The following is a 16323-nucleotide window of genomic DNA, read 5'->3' on the forward strand; positions in this document are numbered from 1 at the left end:
ATTATACGCTGTTTTAGGCTTGAATCTTGGCAATCACGTTTTGAATCACATTTACGGTTTTTTGTAGGCTTTGTTCAGATAGTGTTGGATGCACCAAGAACATCAGACTGCTTTCACCTAATGCTTTCGCATTGGCTAAACGTGTTTTTGGACGCCACGATGTCTCATCAAAGGCTTTTTCTAAATACACTTCTGAACATGAGCCACTAAAACATGGTACCGCTTGCGCACTGATTTCTGCCATAATGCGATCACGTGACCAGCCTTCAGGCAAAGCATCAACATTGACTTGCACATAGCATTTATAGGCTGCATGCACATAATCAGATGATGGTTTAGCGACTGTAAAATAAGGACTATGTTCAAATACCTCTTGGATGCGTGCCATGTTGGCATTACGTTTTGCTGTCCATTCAGGCATTTGTTTCAGTTGCAAACGACCAATCACCGCTTGCATTTCCATCATGCGCCAGTTGGTGCCAAATGAGTCATGCAACCAACGGAAACCTGGTGGATGTTGCTTGTTATAGACGCTATCAAAATTTTTGCCGTGATCTTTGTATGACCACATTTTTTTCCAAAGATGTTCATCATTGGTGGTGACCATACCGCCCTCACCGCCGGTAGTCATAATCTTGTCTTGGCAGAAAGACCATGCGCCAATATGACCGATTGAACCTGCGGATTTGCCTTTATACATCGCACCATGCGCTTGGGCACAATCTTCAATCACGAAGATGCCTTTTTCCTCGGCCAATTGCATGATCGGGTCCATATCACACATCCAACCTGCCAAATGCACACAAATAATGGCTTTGGTCTTTGGCGTGATCACCGCTTCAATGGTACGGCGTGAGATATTTTGTGAATCGAGCTCCACATCAGCAAAAATAGGATTGGCACCTGCAGTGACAATCGAGCTTGCTGAAGCCAAGAACGTCCGTGAGGTGACAATCACATCATCACCTGCACCAATACCTAAAGCTTTCAAGGCTAAATCCAGTGCCACTGTGCCATTTGCCACGGCAACGGCATGTTTTGTTCCAACAAACTGTGCAAATTCCTTTTCAAATTCACGGCATTCCTGACCTGTCCAATAATTCACTTTATTGGACAAAAGGACCTTAGACACCGCATCGGCTTCTGCTTGGGTAAAGCTTGGCCAAGGCTCAAATGCACTGTTTAACATGGAATTTTCCTAAAACTTATTGCTGTGAAGTGCTGACAATCCGCGCAGGATTACCGACCACTGTTGCACCGGCAGGGACACTTTTGGTGACCACGGCACCCATGCCGACAATCGCACCTTTGCCAATCACCAAAGGCTGATCGGGGGTACCCTGCTTAATCATGGCACCTGCGCCAATATAGGCATGGTCATGAATATGAATATTGCCGTTGCATTTTACGCCTGGTGCGAAAGTAACGAAATCCCCAATCACACAATCATGCTCAACATAGCTATATAAATTGGCATGGAAGCATTTGCCAATTTTAATATTGGAGGTGATGGTGACAAATGGGCTTAAAGCAGAACCTTCCGCAATTTGGACCTCATCCATCAAAATGACGTTATCGGCAGAGATTGACCAAAGCTGAATGCCATCCACTTCTAAACACTGGGCGATTTTTTCGCGTACACGACTATTGGCAATCGCAATTTGTACGTATTTTTTAGATGCTGATTCATTTAAAAAAGCTTGATAATTCATGGCACGATGACCATTCACCTCACCAATCTCTGTTAAAGCATCATCAATAAAGACAATTTCAGATTGATCTTGTTCACGTGTCAACTGCTGACGCGCGACAGGCATCAGACTGCGTCCACAACCTGAAGCACCATAAATCGCATAGAGTGTTGTCATTATTTTTGTTCCGGTGTGCCGGTAAATTTCGTCATGGTTGCCTCGCCTTCGGCACTGATATCATCCTTGGTAATGACTTTTTTGATGGTTTTGAGCATGATTTTAAAATCGAGCCATAGCGATTGATTTTCAACATACCATGTATCGAGTTCGAATTTCTTTTCCCATGAAATCGCATTGCGCCCATTCACTTGTGCATAACCAGTAATGCCCGGACGCACATTGTGGCGTTTAGCTTGTTGCTCATTATATAAAGGCAAATATTCCATGAGTAATGGGCGTGGCCCAACAATGCTCATATCGCCTTTAATCACGTTCCACATTTCAGGCATTTCATCGAGACTGGTGGCACGAAGCATTTTGCCAAATGGGGTCAGACGTTCACTGTCGGGTAATGGATTGCCCTCAGCATCTAGTGCATCTTTCATGGTGCGGAACTTAATCATCTCAAAAGGTTTGCCATTTAAACCCGGTCGTACCTGACGAAAGAGTACAGGTGAACCTAAATTCTTTTTCACCTTATGTGCCACGATGAAATACACAGGCGACAGTAGAATTAAAGCAGTCGATGCAATGGTGATATCTAAAATACGTTTGATCATGCTGAAATTCCTATTTCACCCAGCATATGTTTATTTACCTGATGCACATCATATTTATTGAGGGCAATTTCACGGGAACGTTGCCCCATAAGCTCAATGAGTTTTGGATCTTCAATAAAATATTGCATGCTGTGTACCAAATCATCGACTGATTTTACTCCGACCAAATAACCATTTAAACCATGGGATACCGTTTCACGACAACCCGGTGCATCGGTGGTAATGACCGCTCGTCCCATTGCCATCGCTTCTAATACGGTACGTGGCGTGCCTTCACGATAAGACGGCAATACATAGACCGAACTTTCCGCAATAGCAGGACGGACATCACTGAGTTTACCCCAATATTTCAGGCGACCATCGGCGATCCATTCATCCAGTTCAGTTTGGGCAATCGCAGATGGATTATCATCAATCCAACCGACCAAATGAAATTCCGCTTCAGGATACTTTTCTTTGATAATCCGTGCCGATTCCGCATATTCACGCACACCTTTATCACCGAGCAATCGTGCAATGAGTAAGAATGACGCTTTAACCTGACCTTGTGCATTTTTCGGTAATGGCATGACATCAAAGTCTTGTACATTCACGCCTGAGCCATTCACCACCACAGTCGGTTTATTCGCTTCAAGCAAGTGCATGTCTTGGAACAGTTTTAAATCATCCGGATTTTGGAAAAAGACTTTATCACTATGTTTTAAGGCTTGGGCATATAAGCCATGTACCATTTTTTGAAACAGACTACGCTTGCCTGATTCGACATTTTGAAAGGCATAGCCGAGACCGGTAATCAGTGCAAAACGATGCGGGACTTTGGCAAGCCATGATGCGAGCGTACCATAAATCACCGGTTTAATGGTATAGGACAGCACATAGTCTGGCTGAATATGACGAATCTGCTGATACAGGTTTTTAAGCAGTTTTAAGTCCGCCAGTGGATTGGTGCCAGTGCGTTGCATCGGAATTTCATGCAAGTGATAGCCGAGTGCTTTTAGTTTTTGCTGTTCTTCAGGGAATGATGCGAATTCAGGCGCCATAATATGAATTTCGTAGCCTTGTGCATGAATAGCTTCCAATAATTTGCCACGAAAGTTCAGCACCGACGGCAAAAAACTACTGATCATTAAAAATTTCATGCCTGTTGGCTCCACACCTGCATATATTGACGGCTAACGGTCGCAATACTGAAATTCTGTTCAACACGTTCACGGGTTGCTTGTTTTAAGGCTTGTTTTTCTGCTTCAGTTTTTTGTGCATATTGTAAAATCGCCTCTGCCAAGGCTTGGGCATTACGTGGCGGAACAATACTGCCTAAATCCTGTACAATGTATTTAGCATCGCCGACATCTGTACTGATACACGGCAAACCTGATGCCATCGCTTCAACCAACACATTCGGGAAACCTTCAGTAATTGAGGTCATCAGGAATGCATCAATCGATTGATAAAAGGCAGGCATATCGGAGATTTGATCAAGCAGATGAACCTTTTTAGCATCTAACTGATATTGTTCAAATAAAGCTTTAACATCTGGATTGTCTAAACTTGCCCCACCACCCGCAATTTTAAAGATGATGTTTTCATCTTTGAGCAAGCCCATGGTTTCAAACAAATACGGATAACCTTTTGCGGTATGATAACGCCCTGCAAAACCAATTACAGTGGGCTGATTTAGCTGTAAATTGGGCTGAAATTTATCGAGAAATACACCATTAGCAATCACATGCTGATGGGCATTTTTAAAGCCAAAATCAGTATGTTGCTGTTTGGATGAATGCGCACAGTAAATAATCGCACTTGGTTGTTTAGATAGAACCTTACTTAAACCGAGTGCGATTTTAGTGCTGATCGATTCGTCTTTTGGGGACGCAAGCGAGTGATGAATCCCCCATACCACTTTTGGCTTTTGGGCTAAGCCAATGACACTTAAACTAGTTAAAGCATTGGCATGGTACATCCAACATTGCACGGTTTTGGGTTGTAGTTGTTTGAGTAGTCCACGCAGTTTTTGAATCGTACCCAGTGTATTTAAACCATTCCAACCCAAGGCATAATGTGACTGACAACGATCTAAAGTGCTTTGATACACCTCAGAGGTTTTCATCAAGCTAATAATCACATGCCGATACTGATCTTCCGTATATTGAATCAGGCGTGCCAACATCATCTCGGCACCGCCGACGCCTGCAAAGTTGGTGATGACATGTACCATCAATGGCTTGCTCATGATGTAGACTCCATCATGCGTAAATACTGCTTCAACACAGTTTGTTTATGGAACTGCTGAATATGCGCATCAAATTCGGCATCTGAATAGTGTACATACTCTGCAAAAATCGCTTCTTGCATCGCTTGGGTTAAACCTGTTTGATCATTGCATTTAACCAATAAACCAAACTTGGAATGGTCTAAAATTTCACGTGGACCACTTGGGCAATCGGTGCTGACCACTTTGACTTTGGATGCCAAAGCCTGAATCAACACGCCCGGCAAACCTTCCCAATTCGAACTTAAAACAAACAGCGAGGCATATTTAAAATAGGCATAGGGATTGGCATCAAAACCAGGTAAATCCACCACGTCTGTTAAATTTAGTTCAGCAATTAAGGCTTCAAACTCACTACGTAACTCGCCTTCACCCAAAATAATCAAACGGGTTTCAGGATGAATCTGATGCAATTCATGGAATGCTCTAATCAATAAACCAAAATTCTTGGCTTCAGTTAAACGCCCAACCGCCAAAATGACCTTGTTGGTCTCATTGAAAAATTTGTGCGAGACTGGGGCGTTGAGCTTTTCAAAATAAGCATCATCCAGCACAGGGTTATAAATGGTGCTCAGGTTATTTTTCTTATAAGCATAATATTCACGAAAATCGGCTTCTACGCCTTTAGAGACACAAACCACTTGCTGTGCCATGGGATACGTCCAATTCACCAAACGGTTAAAGACAAACTTTTTCAGCCCCGTCAGCTTCATATTTTTCGAGGGTGTCGATACTTCACGTAAAATGAGTTTGCTCTGACTTTTTGCCAAACGTTTTGCAATAGCACAGACGATATTGCTGTGGCTTTGGGTGGCAATCACCGCATCATAAAGCACGGCTTTGAGTAGTTGTTTTAATGGCGTGATCGCTCGAAAAACACGACCGCAATTTAAGTCGATGAGCTGAATTTTAGCGTCGACTTCTGGCAGTAATTTGGCTTTTTCACCGCTTAAATCACAGACCACCACATCGACATCACGGCCTTGCTGTACCAAGTTATTTGCCAGTTGGATCACGGTACGCTCCGCACCGCCACCGCCTAGAGTTGGCAAGAAAAACATGACTTTATTCAGCATAGAACAACCTAAAATGTGGGGAGAATGAATTAAGAGGATTTTTGCTGCTGCACTTGCATAGCACGTTCAACACGCTGTTGATAATCGGTGATCCCGACCAAGTCGCTATCACTGGCGCAAGTGCTTTGAATTTTGGCTTGATAATCGGCAAAGCTCGAGACCACCTTGGCTGGTACACCAATGGCGACACTATTGTCAGGAATATCTTTGGTTACGACTGAACCTGCACCAATCACCACATTGGAGCCAATACTCACGCCCGGCATAATAATGCTATTTACACCAATAAAGACGTGCGAGCCGACTTGAATCGGAGCAAAGCGTTGATAGCGCTTAGCTTGGGCATCTTTGACCAAACAGGTACTGCCATCATGGGTAATAAATTTTACGCCTGAGGTCACGGTGACATGATCACCCATAGAGACTAAAAATGGTTCTGAGCCCCAATTTTTAATATAAATTCGGCAGTTTTCACCGACTTTAACACCCTTTTTACGTGCATATGCCACACTGCCTTTGGCCATAAAATAAGCCAAATCAAACAACTGTCGAAAAGCAGAAACAATAAATGCCATATACATGACCTATGTCAGGTTCTAAAAAGGAGGAAAAATCGCTGAATATTTTACGCTGAAAATGCGCTTGAAGATATGCGCACCAAAGTCAGCATGATGACCTTATTTATAGATCTTTGATTTTCTTCACGGGACTACCGACATACACACCTGCATCATCCAGTGGTTTAGCCACTAAACTACAGGCACCAATCACACTATTACTTGGAATAGTGACACCATCTAAAATCGTCACCCGTGCACCTAGCCAAATATTTTCACCGAGGCTGACACCGAGTTTGGTAATCGCATCTTTGACCAAAAGATCAGGCTCACCGAACTTATGATTACTGGCAATCATAATGCTTTGCGTACCAATACGGGTGTTATCGCCAATCGTCACACCGCCACAGCCATTAATATAGGACTTGGAATTGATGCTGACATCTTTACCAATCACCACCTTGCCACCAAAGCATTTGATATAGCAATTTTCACCAATAAAGCTGTTGTCGGCAATCTCAAGCACCGCACCTTTTTCCACGATGAGACTGACGTAATCGCCAATATAAACATTGTTGCCGATCTTCACTTGTCCACCAATATCCACGCTACAGCCTTTACCGAAATAGCGAAATTTGGTGCCAAAAGCCAGGTTATAAAATTGCTGACGACATTGTGCAGTGAACCAATTCATCAGTTTTAAGAGTTTAAAAAACATCAGTTTTTGTTTCTCCACACCACATATAAAATGGCAAAGTTATAGATGATGAGTGCCACCGGCACTGCCAACAGCATATAAATTTTATTCTCAAATAAAACATATAGCCCTGCAAATAATGCAAACTTAATGATCAGTTCCACAATTTGAAGTTTAAATAGTACTTGGCTGTTGCGCTTGGCAATTAAAAAAGCCGAGCTAGGCGGATTACAGAAAATCGCCCAATAGCCCAAAGCTAAAATTTGGAAATAGCTTGAAATACCGACCCATTCACTGCCAAAAATCCATAAATACAGCGATTCAGGCAAGATAAAGAAAACGGCAAATAACGGTAGTGAAACCAGACTGAGTAGTACACTCGCCTTTAAAGCACTTTGATTGGAATCCGTGGTTTTAAATTTGCGAATAAAGAACTGACGCAAAGTTTGCGAAATCAGATTGATCGGCACACGTAAAGTTCGCTCGACAATGGCATAAAAACCCATCGCCTGCACACCGACAAAATGCGATACCACATAGTACGGCAAGTTATGCGAAAAACTATTTAGTAAGGCATGCGGTGTATTGGCGTAAATGAAATCTTTATAATGTTTAAAAGCCTGCCAACTGACTTGATACAACTGATATTTTAGTAAATAAATCGATACTGCCACAATCATGATAATCGAGCTGACGTTATAACTATTCACCAAGCTGATCTGCATCACGAATGGCAACGAGAGTTGCACCAACACCACAATCGCACTTCTAAAAATATTCAAACCTGCACAGAAATATTCTTTGTGTGCGGAAAATTGATAATTATAAAGACTTTGAATCAAGGTGTTGGCAAGCACACCTGTGGCAACCGCCCCTGCCATTTCAACATTGAATATCACGCTGATGACAATGCCACTGATCATGGCAATTGCTATAGAGAACACCGCCCCTTCAAAGATCAGGCTTTTTTTATCCTGCTCCTCAGCAACCAATAAAGCTTGATCCAGACGTAAATTCGCCACCGTGGATAAAACACTGACAATCGCTAAGGCAATGCCGTATGCACCAAAATCCGCAACAGAATAAAGGCGCGTTAAAACAGGAAGTGCGATAAATGTCATTATCGCACCTGCCAGTAAACTTAAGGTAATCAGCCCAATCGACTGATACTTTGCGAAGATTTTCGCAATCATCTGTTTAAGATCATTTTAAGTTATTCACGTACCAACGCATCGCCAGTTGAATGCCTTCGGCAATTTTAAACTCAGGCGCATAACCCAAATGTTGCTGAATTTTGGCAATGCTCGCTTGGGAGTGACGCACATCCCCTGCACGGAAATCACGGTACACCGGTTCACGATCAAACTGCACATCATTTTCCGCAAGTGCCACTTGAATCGCACGGTATAATTCATTCAGTGTGGTACGGTCACCGACTGCTACATTGTAAACCTGATTTTTCGCTTCATCTGATGCGGTCGCCGCCAAAATATTGGCTTGAACAGTATTGTCGATAAAACAGAAATCACGACTCGTTTCACCATCACCATTAATGAAGACATCTTCACCATTGATCATAGATGCCGTCCATTTTGGAATCACTGCTGCATAAGCACCATTTGGATCTTGGCGTTTACCAAACACATTGAAGTAACGTAGACCAATCGCTTTAAAACCATACGCACGTGCAAATACATCGGCATAGAGTTCATTGACATACTTGGTCACCGCATAAGGTGACAATGGATTACCAATATTTTCTTCTACTTTTGGCAATGCAGGATGATCACCATAAGTTGAGCTACTTGCCGCATATGTAAAGCTTGCAACACCGGCATCACGTGCTGCAGTCAGCATATTGAGGAAGCCGCTGATATTGGTGTCATTGGTGGTGATTGGGTCGGCAATTGAGCGTGGCACTGAACCCAGTGCCGCTTCATGCAAGACGTAGTCCACACCAACACAGGCTTTTTGGCAATTTGCAAACTGACGAATATCCCCTTCAATAAAGCAGAATTTTGCCCATTGTTCAGCAGTCACTGAAGCTTGCACTTCATCCAAATTATGCTGATGACCTGTGGCAAAGTTATCTAACCCTACGACTTTTTGATCGAGATTAAGCAAAGTTTCTAAAAGGTTTGAGCCGATAAAGCCTGCAACACCAGTCACAAGCCATGTTTTTGGTTGGGCTTTAAGTTGCTCACATACCTGTTGATATTGATTCATGGGTATGTCCTCTTACAAACGCAAATCAGATTCGGCTTGAGATAACACATATTTCAAGTCATAGAGCACATGTTCAGCTTTACCTAAAGCACGGATCGCATCTGCACCCATAGCTTTAAACTGTTCATGTGCCACTGCCAAAATTACGGCATCGTATTTGCCATTTTCTAAAGTTGAAATTGGCTGAATGCCATATTCATGCTGTGCCTCTTGAGCATCCACCCACGGATCATAAACATCAGCATCGATATGATATTCTTTGAGTTCATTGACGATATCAATAATTCGGGTATTACGAATATCAGGACAGTTTTCTTTAAAACTTAAACCCAAAATGAGCACTTTGGCATCTTCAACTTGGATGCGTTTTTTTAACATCGCTTTAACCAGTTGCGTCACCACATAAGCACCCATCCCATCATTTAAACGACGACCCGCCAAAATAATCTCCGGGTGATAACCAATCGACTGTGCTTTATGGGTTAAATAATACGGATCAACCCCGATACAGTGACCACCCACAAGACCTGGACGGAATGGTAGGAAGTTCCATTTGGTACCTGCGGCTTGAAGCACAGCTTCTGTGTCGATACCCATTTTATTAAAGATCACAGCAAGCTCATTGATCAGCGCAATATTCACATCACGCTGGGTATTTTCAATGACTTTGGCGGCTTCAGCGACTTTAATGCTTGCTGCTTTATGTGTGCCTGCTTCAATAATCAAGTTATAAACTTCATCAACAAAGTCAGCGACTTCAGGCGTAGAACCTGAAGTAATTTTCAGAATATTGGTGACACGATGCAGCTTATCGCCTGGGTTAATCCGTTCAGGGCTATAACCTGCAAAGAAATCGACATTAAATTTTAAATCTGAAACTTTCTCAAGTTCAGGAATACAGACTTCTTCTGTCGCACCAGGATATACCGTTGATTCATAGACCACGATATCGCCTTTTTTTAGTACCTTGCCAATACTTTGTGATGCTTTGACGAGTGGTGTTAAATCGGGTTGTTTATATTCATCAATCGGTGTTGGCACAGTGACAATAAAGAAGTTACAGTCAGAGAGATCTTCAAGCTGAGAGCTATAAGTTAAATGTGTAGCTTGTTTTAATTCTTCAGGAGATACTTCTAAAGTATGGTCTTCACCACTGCGTAATTCATCAATACGTTTTTGATGAATATCAAAGCCCACGACAGGAACTTCCTTACCAAACTCTACCGCCAGTGGTAATCCGACATAACCTAATCCGATAATCGCAATTTTAAGTTCAGAGATGGACAGCATGTGATAGCCTTACATGATTTTAATGAAAATGTCCTCTACGCGGACAAGGCATAATATAGCAGAATTTCGATATCAGCGGATTTACTAATTTTTTACATTTACTTAGCTGATTAAATAAGGCTATATTTGGAAAATATAAATCTATAAAAATATTCATGATTTATTATTTTTGATAACTTGTATAATTTTCATATCAAATGATCTTTTTTCATTTTATTAAAATCTGATCATTGATAAAGGGCGGATCTTACCTAGGCTTATCTAACAACTTAGTATAAAATCCGAGTGTATCGAATGATTAGTCAGATAGATTTGTCGATAACGATCAGGTCATTATTTTTATAACATAGGATTTCGAGTGAGTTATTATCGTTTTAGCTTATTGTTGGCACTGGGTTTAGGGATGACAGGTTGTGCAATCACGTCTGGATTGCAAACCTATGATTTACCAACCGAAGGTTTATATCAAACAGATGCTGGCACTCAAGTTAATGTCATTAAGCTGACTCAAGATAATCTTTATGCAGTACAACCAGCACAAACCAACCCACAAGAACTCGCTCATCTTTTTCAAAAACAGCACAGACAATATACTCTAGGGGTTGGCGATATTTTGTCCATTTATTTATGGGCCTATCCAGAAATTACCCCGCCGACCAATAATATTTCAAGCGATCAGAGTGTAAATTCCAACGGTTTTCAAATCGACTCGCAAGGCTATATCCAGTTTCCGATGATTGGTCGTTACAAAGCTGCAGGAAAATCATTAAACCAAGTTAATACAGAATTGCGTGCGCAACTCGCACGTTACCTGAAAACACCTGATGTCATTGTACGCGTACTGTCTTATCAAGGACAACGATTCTCTGTACAAGGCAATGTCATGAAAGGCGGACAATTCTACTTAAGTGATCAACCTGTCAGTGTCTACACAGCCCTAGGTATGGCGGGTGGTGTCAATAGCCAATATGGCGATAATGCATCGCTCACTCTGGTTCGACATGGTCGCAGCTATATCTTAAATAGCGTTGAATTGGAAAAGATGGGCTTATCTCTGCATAACTTGCTCATTCAACCGCAAGACACTTTATATGTAAATTCCCGTGAAAATCAAAAAGTCTATGTCATGGGTGAATCAGGTAAAAATCAGTCTTTACCACTACGTGAACAAGGCATGACTTTGAGTGATGTTTTAGGTGAAAGCTTAGGGCTGAATTCACTAACAGCGAGTCGTAATAAAATTTATGTTGTGCGAAGCAGTAATCAAGCCAATATGACTGAAATTTATCATCTAGATTTGACCAGTATTGGCGACTTTGGTTTAGCCAATCAATTTAAAATGCAACGTAACGATATCGTGTATGTCGATGCTTCTGGTCTAGCACGTTGGCAACGTGTTGTGAATCAGGTGATGCCTTTTTCAAATATGATTTACAATCTTGACCGTTTGGGGCAGTAATGCAGTTTAAAAATATTCTCGTCGTATGTGTTGGCAATATTTGCCGCAGTCCGATGGCTGAGTACTTTTTTAAAGAGAGCTATCCTGAACTAAATATACAGTCAGCAGGAATTGCTGCCATGGTTGGTCATCCTGCGGACGTGAAAGCCAAACAATGCATGCAGGATTATGGCATCAACATAGATGCGCATATTGCACAAAAATTAAATGCTCAGCTGATTAAACAAGCTGATTTAATTTTAGTCATGAGCAAAAATCAGCAGCAACATATAGAACAGCAATGGCCTTTTGCTAAAGGTAAAATATTTCGACTAGGACATTGGCGTCATCAAAATATTAGTGATCCTTATCAACATGATCAGCAATTTTTTAATGAAACTTGCCAATTGATTAAACAGTGCGTTAACGACTGGAAAACACATTTTTAATTTTTGAATGACAACTATGAGCCAAAATACCCAGACTGAAGACACCATTGACCTCAAAGAACTGTTTTTTTCTTTGATCGCTCAATGGAAACTGATCGCACTTTGCATCATCTTAAGTTTAATTGCTGCCCTACTTTATCTAAGAACGACGCCTGATACCTATAGTGTTAATGCACTCGTCCAAGTCGAAGAAAATAAAGGGGCTTCAGCAGCTTTACTCGGTGATCTGTCGGGTATGATTGATCAAAAGCAGCCCGCTCAGGCTGAAATAGAAATTCTGAAGTCCCGTATGGTGCTCGGTAAGGCCATTCAAAAGTTAAATCTTGATGTTGTTATCCATTCTAAAGAAAACAGTTTAATTAGTCGTCTATTTAACCCTCATGATTATCGTACTGATTATTCAGAACACCATGTACAGTTTCATGATGATCTGAAACATTTTGATATCCGTCAGTTCAATATTCCACAAGACTATTTGAATAAAGAGCTCAATTTAAGCTTCAATCAAAATCAATTCAGTCTGATTGATCCCAAAACTGAGCAAGTTGTTTATAAAGGTTTAATTAACCAAAACCCTCAAACCCAAGGCTCTTGGCAGGTTGCCATCTTTACTCAAGATCAAATTAGCAATCAATATACAGTTCAAAAAAGATCTTTACCTGCAGCAGTTGAGCATTTGCTTCAAGAGTTTTCTGTTGCCGAAAAAGGCAAATTAACCGGAATCCTTGGCTTAAATCTACAAGGCGAAGATAAACAACATATTACACGTGTGCTTAATGAAATTTTAGTGGCATATAATCAACAAAATGTTGAGCGCCGTTCGGCAGAAACCGCACAAACACTGAAATTCCTTGATGAACAATTACCTGAACTAAAAACCAAACTCGATATTGCGGAACGTGAGTTTAATACCTTCCGTCAAAAATATAATACGGTTGATGTCACGAAAGAATCCGAGCTTTATTTAAGTCAAAGCATAGCACTTGAGACTCAAAAGACTCAGCTTGAACAAAAAGTTGCTGAAGCCTCTGCCAAATACACATCCGAACATCCGATCATACAACAAATGGAAGCACAGCTTTCTGCCATCAATACAAAAATTACTGAACTCAACAATACGTTAAAGCAACTGCCAGACTTACAACGCCGCTATTTACAACTCTATCGCGAAGTTGAAGTACAACAACAGCTATATACCTCTTTATTGAATTCTTATCAGCAATTACGTATTGCTAAAGCAGGTGAAATTGGTAACGTTCGCATTGTAGATACTGCTGTAGAGCCGATTAAACCTATTAAACCTAAAAAACTTATTGTGCTGGTTTTATCTTTATTTGTGGGCGGCTTCCTTGGTATCTTACTCGCTCTATTACGCAACATGATGCGTTCTGGTGTTAAAGATGCAACCCAAATTGAAAATGAGTTAGAACTCCCAGTTTATGCGACTGTGCCGAGGTCACCAATCCAAGAGAGTCGCATTAAAAATTTGAAAAAGAAAAAGACTATCCCTTTATTAGCAATCAAAGACAGTAATGATATTGCCATTGAAAGCATTCGTAGTATTCGCACAACTATTCATTTTGCACTGAATGAAGCTAAAAATAATATTATTGCTATTTCAGGACCATCGCCCGAAGTAGGTAAGTCATTTATTACTGCCAATTTAGGCGCAATTTTGGCACAAGGTGGGAAAAAAGTACTGATTATCGATGCTGATATGCGACGTGGCTATCTACATAAGTATTTTAATCAAAGTACTACGACAGGTTTATCAGAACTATTATTAGGAACTGTATCGAAAGATGAAGTTATTAAGAAAACTCAGCTAGACTCTTTATTCTTTTTAGCTCGTGGTAAGAACCCATCAAACCCGTCTGAATTATTGAGCTCACAAAAATTTAAAGATTTATTAGATGAACTGAGTCCTCATTATGATCATATTTTAATTGATACTCCACCAACCTTAGCAGTTACAGATGGTGTGATCATCGCACAATATGCAGGCGTTAATTTATTAATTGTCCGCCATGCCAAAACACAACTTAAAGAAATTGAAATTACTGTTAATCGTTTTGAACAAGCCAATGTACGCGTTAATGGCGTAATTCTGAATGATGTAGAATATCGTCATGGTTATGGTTATGGATACGGATATAACTATACTTATGGTTACAAATCTAACAAAAGCCTAGATTAACTCGTTAAGCTTTCTTAAAAAAACCAGTCTTAGACTGGTTTTTTTATCTTTATATTTCACAGAAATCCAACTTAAACTAAAGTGATTTTCAAATTTATCTGCAAGTTTAGATAAAATTTTCTGCTAATATTAAAAACAACATTAACGATAACACCCTATTGGAATAATACATGAGTAAGGCCTTACCGATCGCTGTCGCTGTCATTCTAGGCGGTGCTGCGCTAGTTCCTGTTTACTACGCAACTCAACATCCTGTAAATCAAGAAAGTAAAGCATCTAAAGATGCATCTGCTGTTTCTAAAATCAGCTATGCTTTAGGTTATGAAGTTGCGAATCAAACACCACCTGAACTAGATATCAACAGTTTTATTACAGGTGTTCATGAAGGTCATGCACGTACTGCTCCTGCTTATACAGAAGAAGAATTGCAAAAAGCTTACGAGCAATTCCAAAAAGACATGCAACAAAAGCAAGTTGAAAGTGCTAAACAAACACAAACATCAAGCGATTCGTTCTTAACTGAGAATGCGAAAAAAGCTGGTGTTAAAACCACTGCTTCTGGTCTTCAATATGTCATCACGAAAGAGGGTACAGGCAAATCACCTAAAGCTGATTCTATTGTTAAAGTGCATTACACCGGTAAGTTAGTCGATGGTAAAGTTTTCGACAGCTCTGTTGAACGTGGTGAGCCTATCGAATTCCCATTAAATCAAGTTATTCCAGGTTGGACTGAAGGTCTACAATTAATGAAAGAAGGTGGTAAAGCAACTCTCTATATCCCTTCTCAACTTGGCTATGGCGAACAAGGTGTGCCAGGAACAATTCCTGCGAATAGCACGTTGATTTTTGATGTTGAGCTTATTCAAGTTAAATAATCAGCCAACAAAGGAGAGTACATTGCTCTCCTTTATTTTGAGATCATAGAATGAAAATATACATTGGCTTAGTGAGTCTTCTTTTAAGTTCACATGCAGTTTTTGCAGCAGAAATAAATCAAAAAAGTTCGCAAGCAGAACAAGTCGGTTATAGCTTTGGTTATTTAATGGGACGCAGTAATGCTGAAACGTTAAAAGGCATGGATTTAGACGCTTTTAGCAAGGGGTTAAAAGCTGCAAGTCGCGGTGAAAAAGCCACACTGACTGATGAACAAATGGCAACGATTTTGACTCAATTCAAACGTCAAAATGAAGCGAAAGAACTGATTGAGCTCAAACAGAAAGCTGAAAATAATACCAAAATTGGTCAAGCTTTCCTTGCAGAAAATGCGAAAAAACCTGAAATAAAAACCACGAAATCAGGCTTACAGTATCAAGTCATTCAAGCAGGTCAAGGTAAAACACCCAAAGCCAATAGTCGCGTCAAAGTCCATTATGAAGGACGTTTGATTGATGGAACAGTTTTCGACAGTTCAATTGCACGTCAGCAACCTGTCGAGTTCGGTACGAGCCAAGTGATTATGGGCTGGACTGAAGGGCTACAACTGATGAAAGAAGGTGCGAAATACCGCTTCTTTATTCCGGCTGAACTGGCTTACGGTCAAATTGGTTCAGGGGATGTAATTGAACCAAATAGCACATTAATCTTCGATGTTGAACTTATTGAAGTGCTTAAAAATTAAATGAAAATGAGATGCAAATAAGCATCTCTTTTTTTA

At 40.7% G+C, this 16323-nt stretch carries 16 protein-coding genes; 5 read left to right on the forward strand and 11 right to left on the reverse strand.

Translation table 11 applies throughout. The annotated features are described in order from the left end of the window. Positions 1 to 13 precede the first annotated feature (13 nt). The 11 genes from A3K93_RS12315 to tviB form a co-directional block, all read right to left on the reverse strand. Positions 14 to 1189 carry a DegT/DnrJ/EryC1/StrS family aminotransferase gene (locus A3K93_RS12315; RefSeq protein WP_067731474.1) on the reverse strand — a complete coding sequence of 392 codons (1176 nt, stop codon included), beginning with the start codon at positions 1187 to 1189 and terminating at the stop codon, positions 14 to 16. 16 nt (positions 1190 to 1205) lie between these two features. Continuing rightward, complete coding sequence (locus A3K93_RS12320) at positions 1206 to 1868, reverse strand: acetyltransferase (RefSeq protein ID WP_067731475.1); 663 nt, start codon at positions 1866 to 1868, stop codon at positions 1206 to 1208. Further along, a complete protein-coding gene (locus A3K93_RS12325; protein ID WP_067731476.1) occupies positions 1868 to 2470 on the reverse strand; it encodes a sugar transferase in 603 nt (200 codons plus the stop codon). Before A3K93_RS12325 ends, A3K93_RS12320 begins: the two co-directional genes overlap by 1 nt. Continuing rightward, complete coding sequence (locus A3K93_RS12330; RefSeq protein WP_067731477.1) at positions 2467 to 3609, reverse strand: glycosyltransferase family 4 protein; 1143 nt, start codon at positions 3607 to 3609, stop codon at positions 2467 to 2469. Before A3K93_RS12330 ends, A3K93_RS12325 begins: the two co-directional genes overlap by 4 nt. Further along, entirely contained in the window at positions 3606 to 4700 is a 1095-nt protein-coding gene (locus A3K93_RS12335; RefSeq protein ID WP_067731478.1) for a glycosyltransferase, read from the reverse strand. Before A3K93_RS12335 ends, A3K93_RS12330 begins: the two co-directional genes overlap by 4 nt. Beyond that, positions 4697 to 5815, reverse strand: a complete 1119-nt coding sequence (locus A3K93_RS12340; RefSeq protein ID WP_067731479.1) for a glycosyltransferase — start codon at positions 5813 to 5815, stop codon at positions 4697 to 4699. Before A3K93_RS12340 ends, A3K93_RS12335 begins: the two co-directional genes overlap by 4 nt. A 29-nt stretch (positions 5816 to 5844) precedes the next feature. Continuing rightward, positions 5845 to 6390, reverse strand: coding sequence for an acyltransferase (locus A3K93_RS12345; RefSeq protein WP_067731480.1), 546 nt, complete (start codon positions 6388 to 6390; stop codon positions 5845 to 5847). A 106-nt stretch (positions 6391 to 6496) separates the two neighbouring features. Continuing rightward, the gene (locus tag A3K93_RS12350) at positions 6497 to 7090 is read right to left on the reverse strand and encodes an acyltransferase (protein ID WP_067731481.1); all 594 of its coding nucleotides are present in this window, start codon (positions 7088 to 7090) and stop codon (positions 6497 to 6499) included. Beyond that, positions 7090 to 8262: a lipopolysaccharide biosynthesis protein gene (locus A3K93_RS12355; RefSeq protein WP_067731482.1), complete on the reverse strand. Its 1173-nt coding sequence runs from the start codon at positions 8260 to 8262 to the stop codon at positions 7090 to 7092. The genes A3K93_RS12350 and A3K93_RS12355 overlap by 1 nt, the downstream gene beginning before the upstream one ends. A gap of 10 nt (positions 8263 to 8272) precedes the next feature. Continuing rightward, positions 8273 to 9295 carry an NAD-dependent epimerase/dehydratase family protein gene (locus tag A3K93_RS12360; RefSeq protein WP_067731483.1) on the reverse strand — a complete coding sequence of 341 codons (1023 nt, stop codon included), beginning with the start codon at positions 9293 to 9295 and terminating at the stop codon, positions 8273 to 8275. Between the two features lie 12 nt (positions 9296 to 9307). Beyond that, positions 9308 to 10585: a Vi polysaccharide biosynthesis UDP-N-acetylglucosamine C-6 dehydrogenase TviB gene (gene tviB, locus A3K93_RS12365; protein WP_067731484.1), complete on the reverse strand. Its 1278-nt coding sequence runs from the start codon at positions 10583 to 10585 to the stop codon at positions 9308 to 9310. Between the two features lie 403 nt (positions 10586 to 10988). Between tviB and A3K93_RS12370 the strand changes: the two genes are divergently transcribed. The 5 genes from A3K93_RS12370 (at position 10989) to A3K93_RS12390 (ending at position 16287) form a co-directional block, all read left to right on the forward strand. After that, positions 10989 to 12044: a polysaccharide biosynthesis/export family protein gene (locus A3K93_RS12370; protein ID WP_081408555.1), complete on the forward strand. Its 1056-nt coding sequence runs from the start codon at positions 10989 to 10991 to the stop codon at positions 12042 to 12044. Next, on the forward strand, positions 12044 to 12472 hold the full coding sequence (locus A3K93_RS12375) for a low molecular weight protein-tyrosine-phosphatase (RefSeq protein ID WP_067731486.1): 429 nt from the start codon (positions 12044 to 12046) through the stop codon (positions 12470 to 12472). The genes A3K93_RS12370 and A3K93_RS12375 overlap by 1 nt, the downstream gene beginning before the upstream one ends. Positions 12473 to 12488: 16 nt before the next feature. Then, positions 12489 to 14669, forward strand: a complete 2181-nt coding sequence (locus tag A3K93_RS12380; protein ID WP_067731487.1) for a polysaccharide biosynthesis tyrosine autokinase — start codon at positions 12489 to 12491, stop codon at positions 14667 to 14669. Between the two features lie 170 nt (positions 14670 to 14839). Next, the gene (locus A3K93_RS12385) at positions 14840 to 15544 is read left to right on the forward strand and encodes an FKBP-type peptidyl-prolyl cis-trans isomerase (RefSeq protein WP_067731488.1); all 705 of its coding nucleotides are present in this window, start codon (positions 14840 to 14842) and stop codon (positions 15542 to 15544) included. A gap of 50 nt (positions 15545 to 15594) precedes the next feature. Then, on the forward strand, positions 15595 to 16287 hold the full coding sequence (locus tag A3K93_RS12390) for an FKBP-type peptidyl-prolyl cis-trans isomerase (RefSeq protein WP_067731489.1): 693 nt from the start codon (positions 15595 to 15597) through the stop codon (positions 16285 to 16287). Positions 16288 to 16323: the final 36 nt, after the last annotated feature.

This window comes from Acinetobacter sp. NCu2D-2 (genome assembly GCF_001647675.1).
Lineage (GTDB): Bacteria > Pseudomonadota > Gammaproteobacteria > Pseudomonadales > Moraxellaceae > Acinetobacter.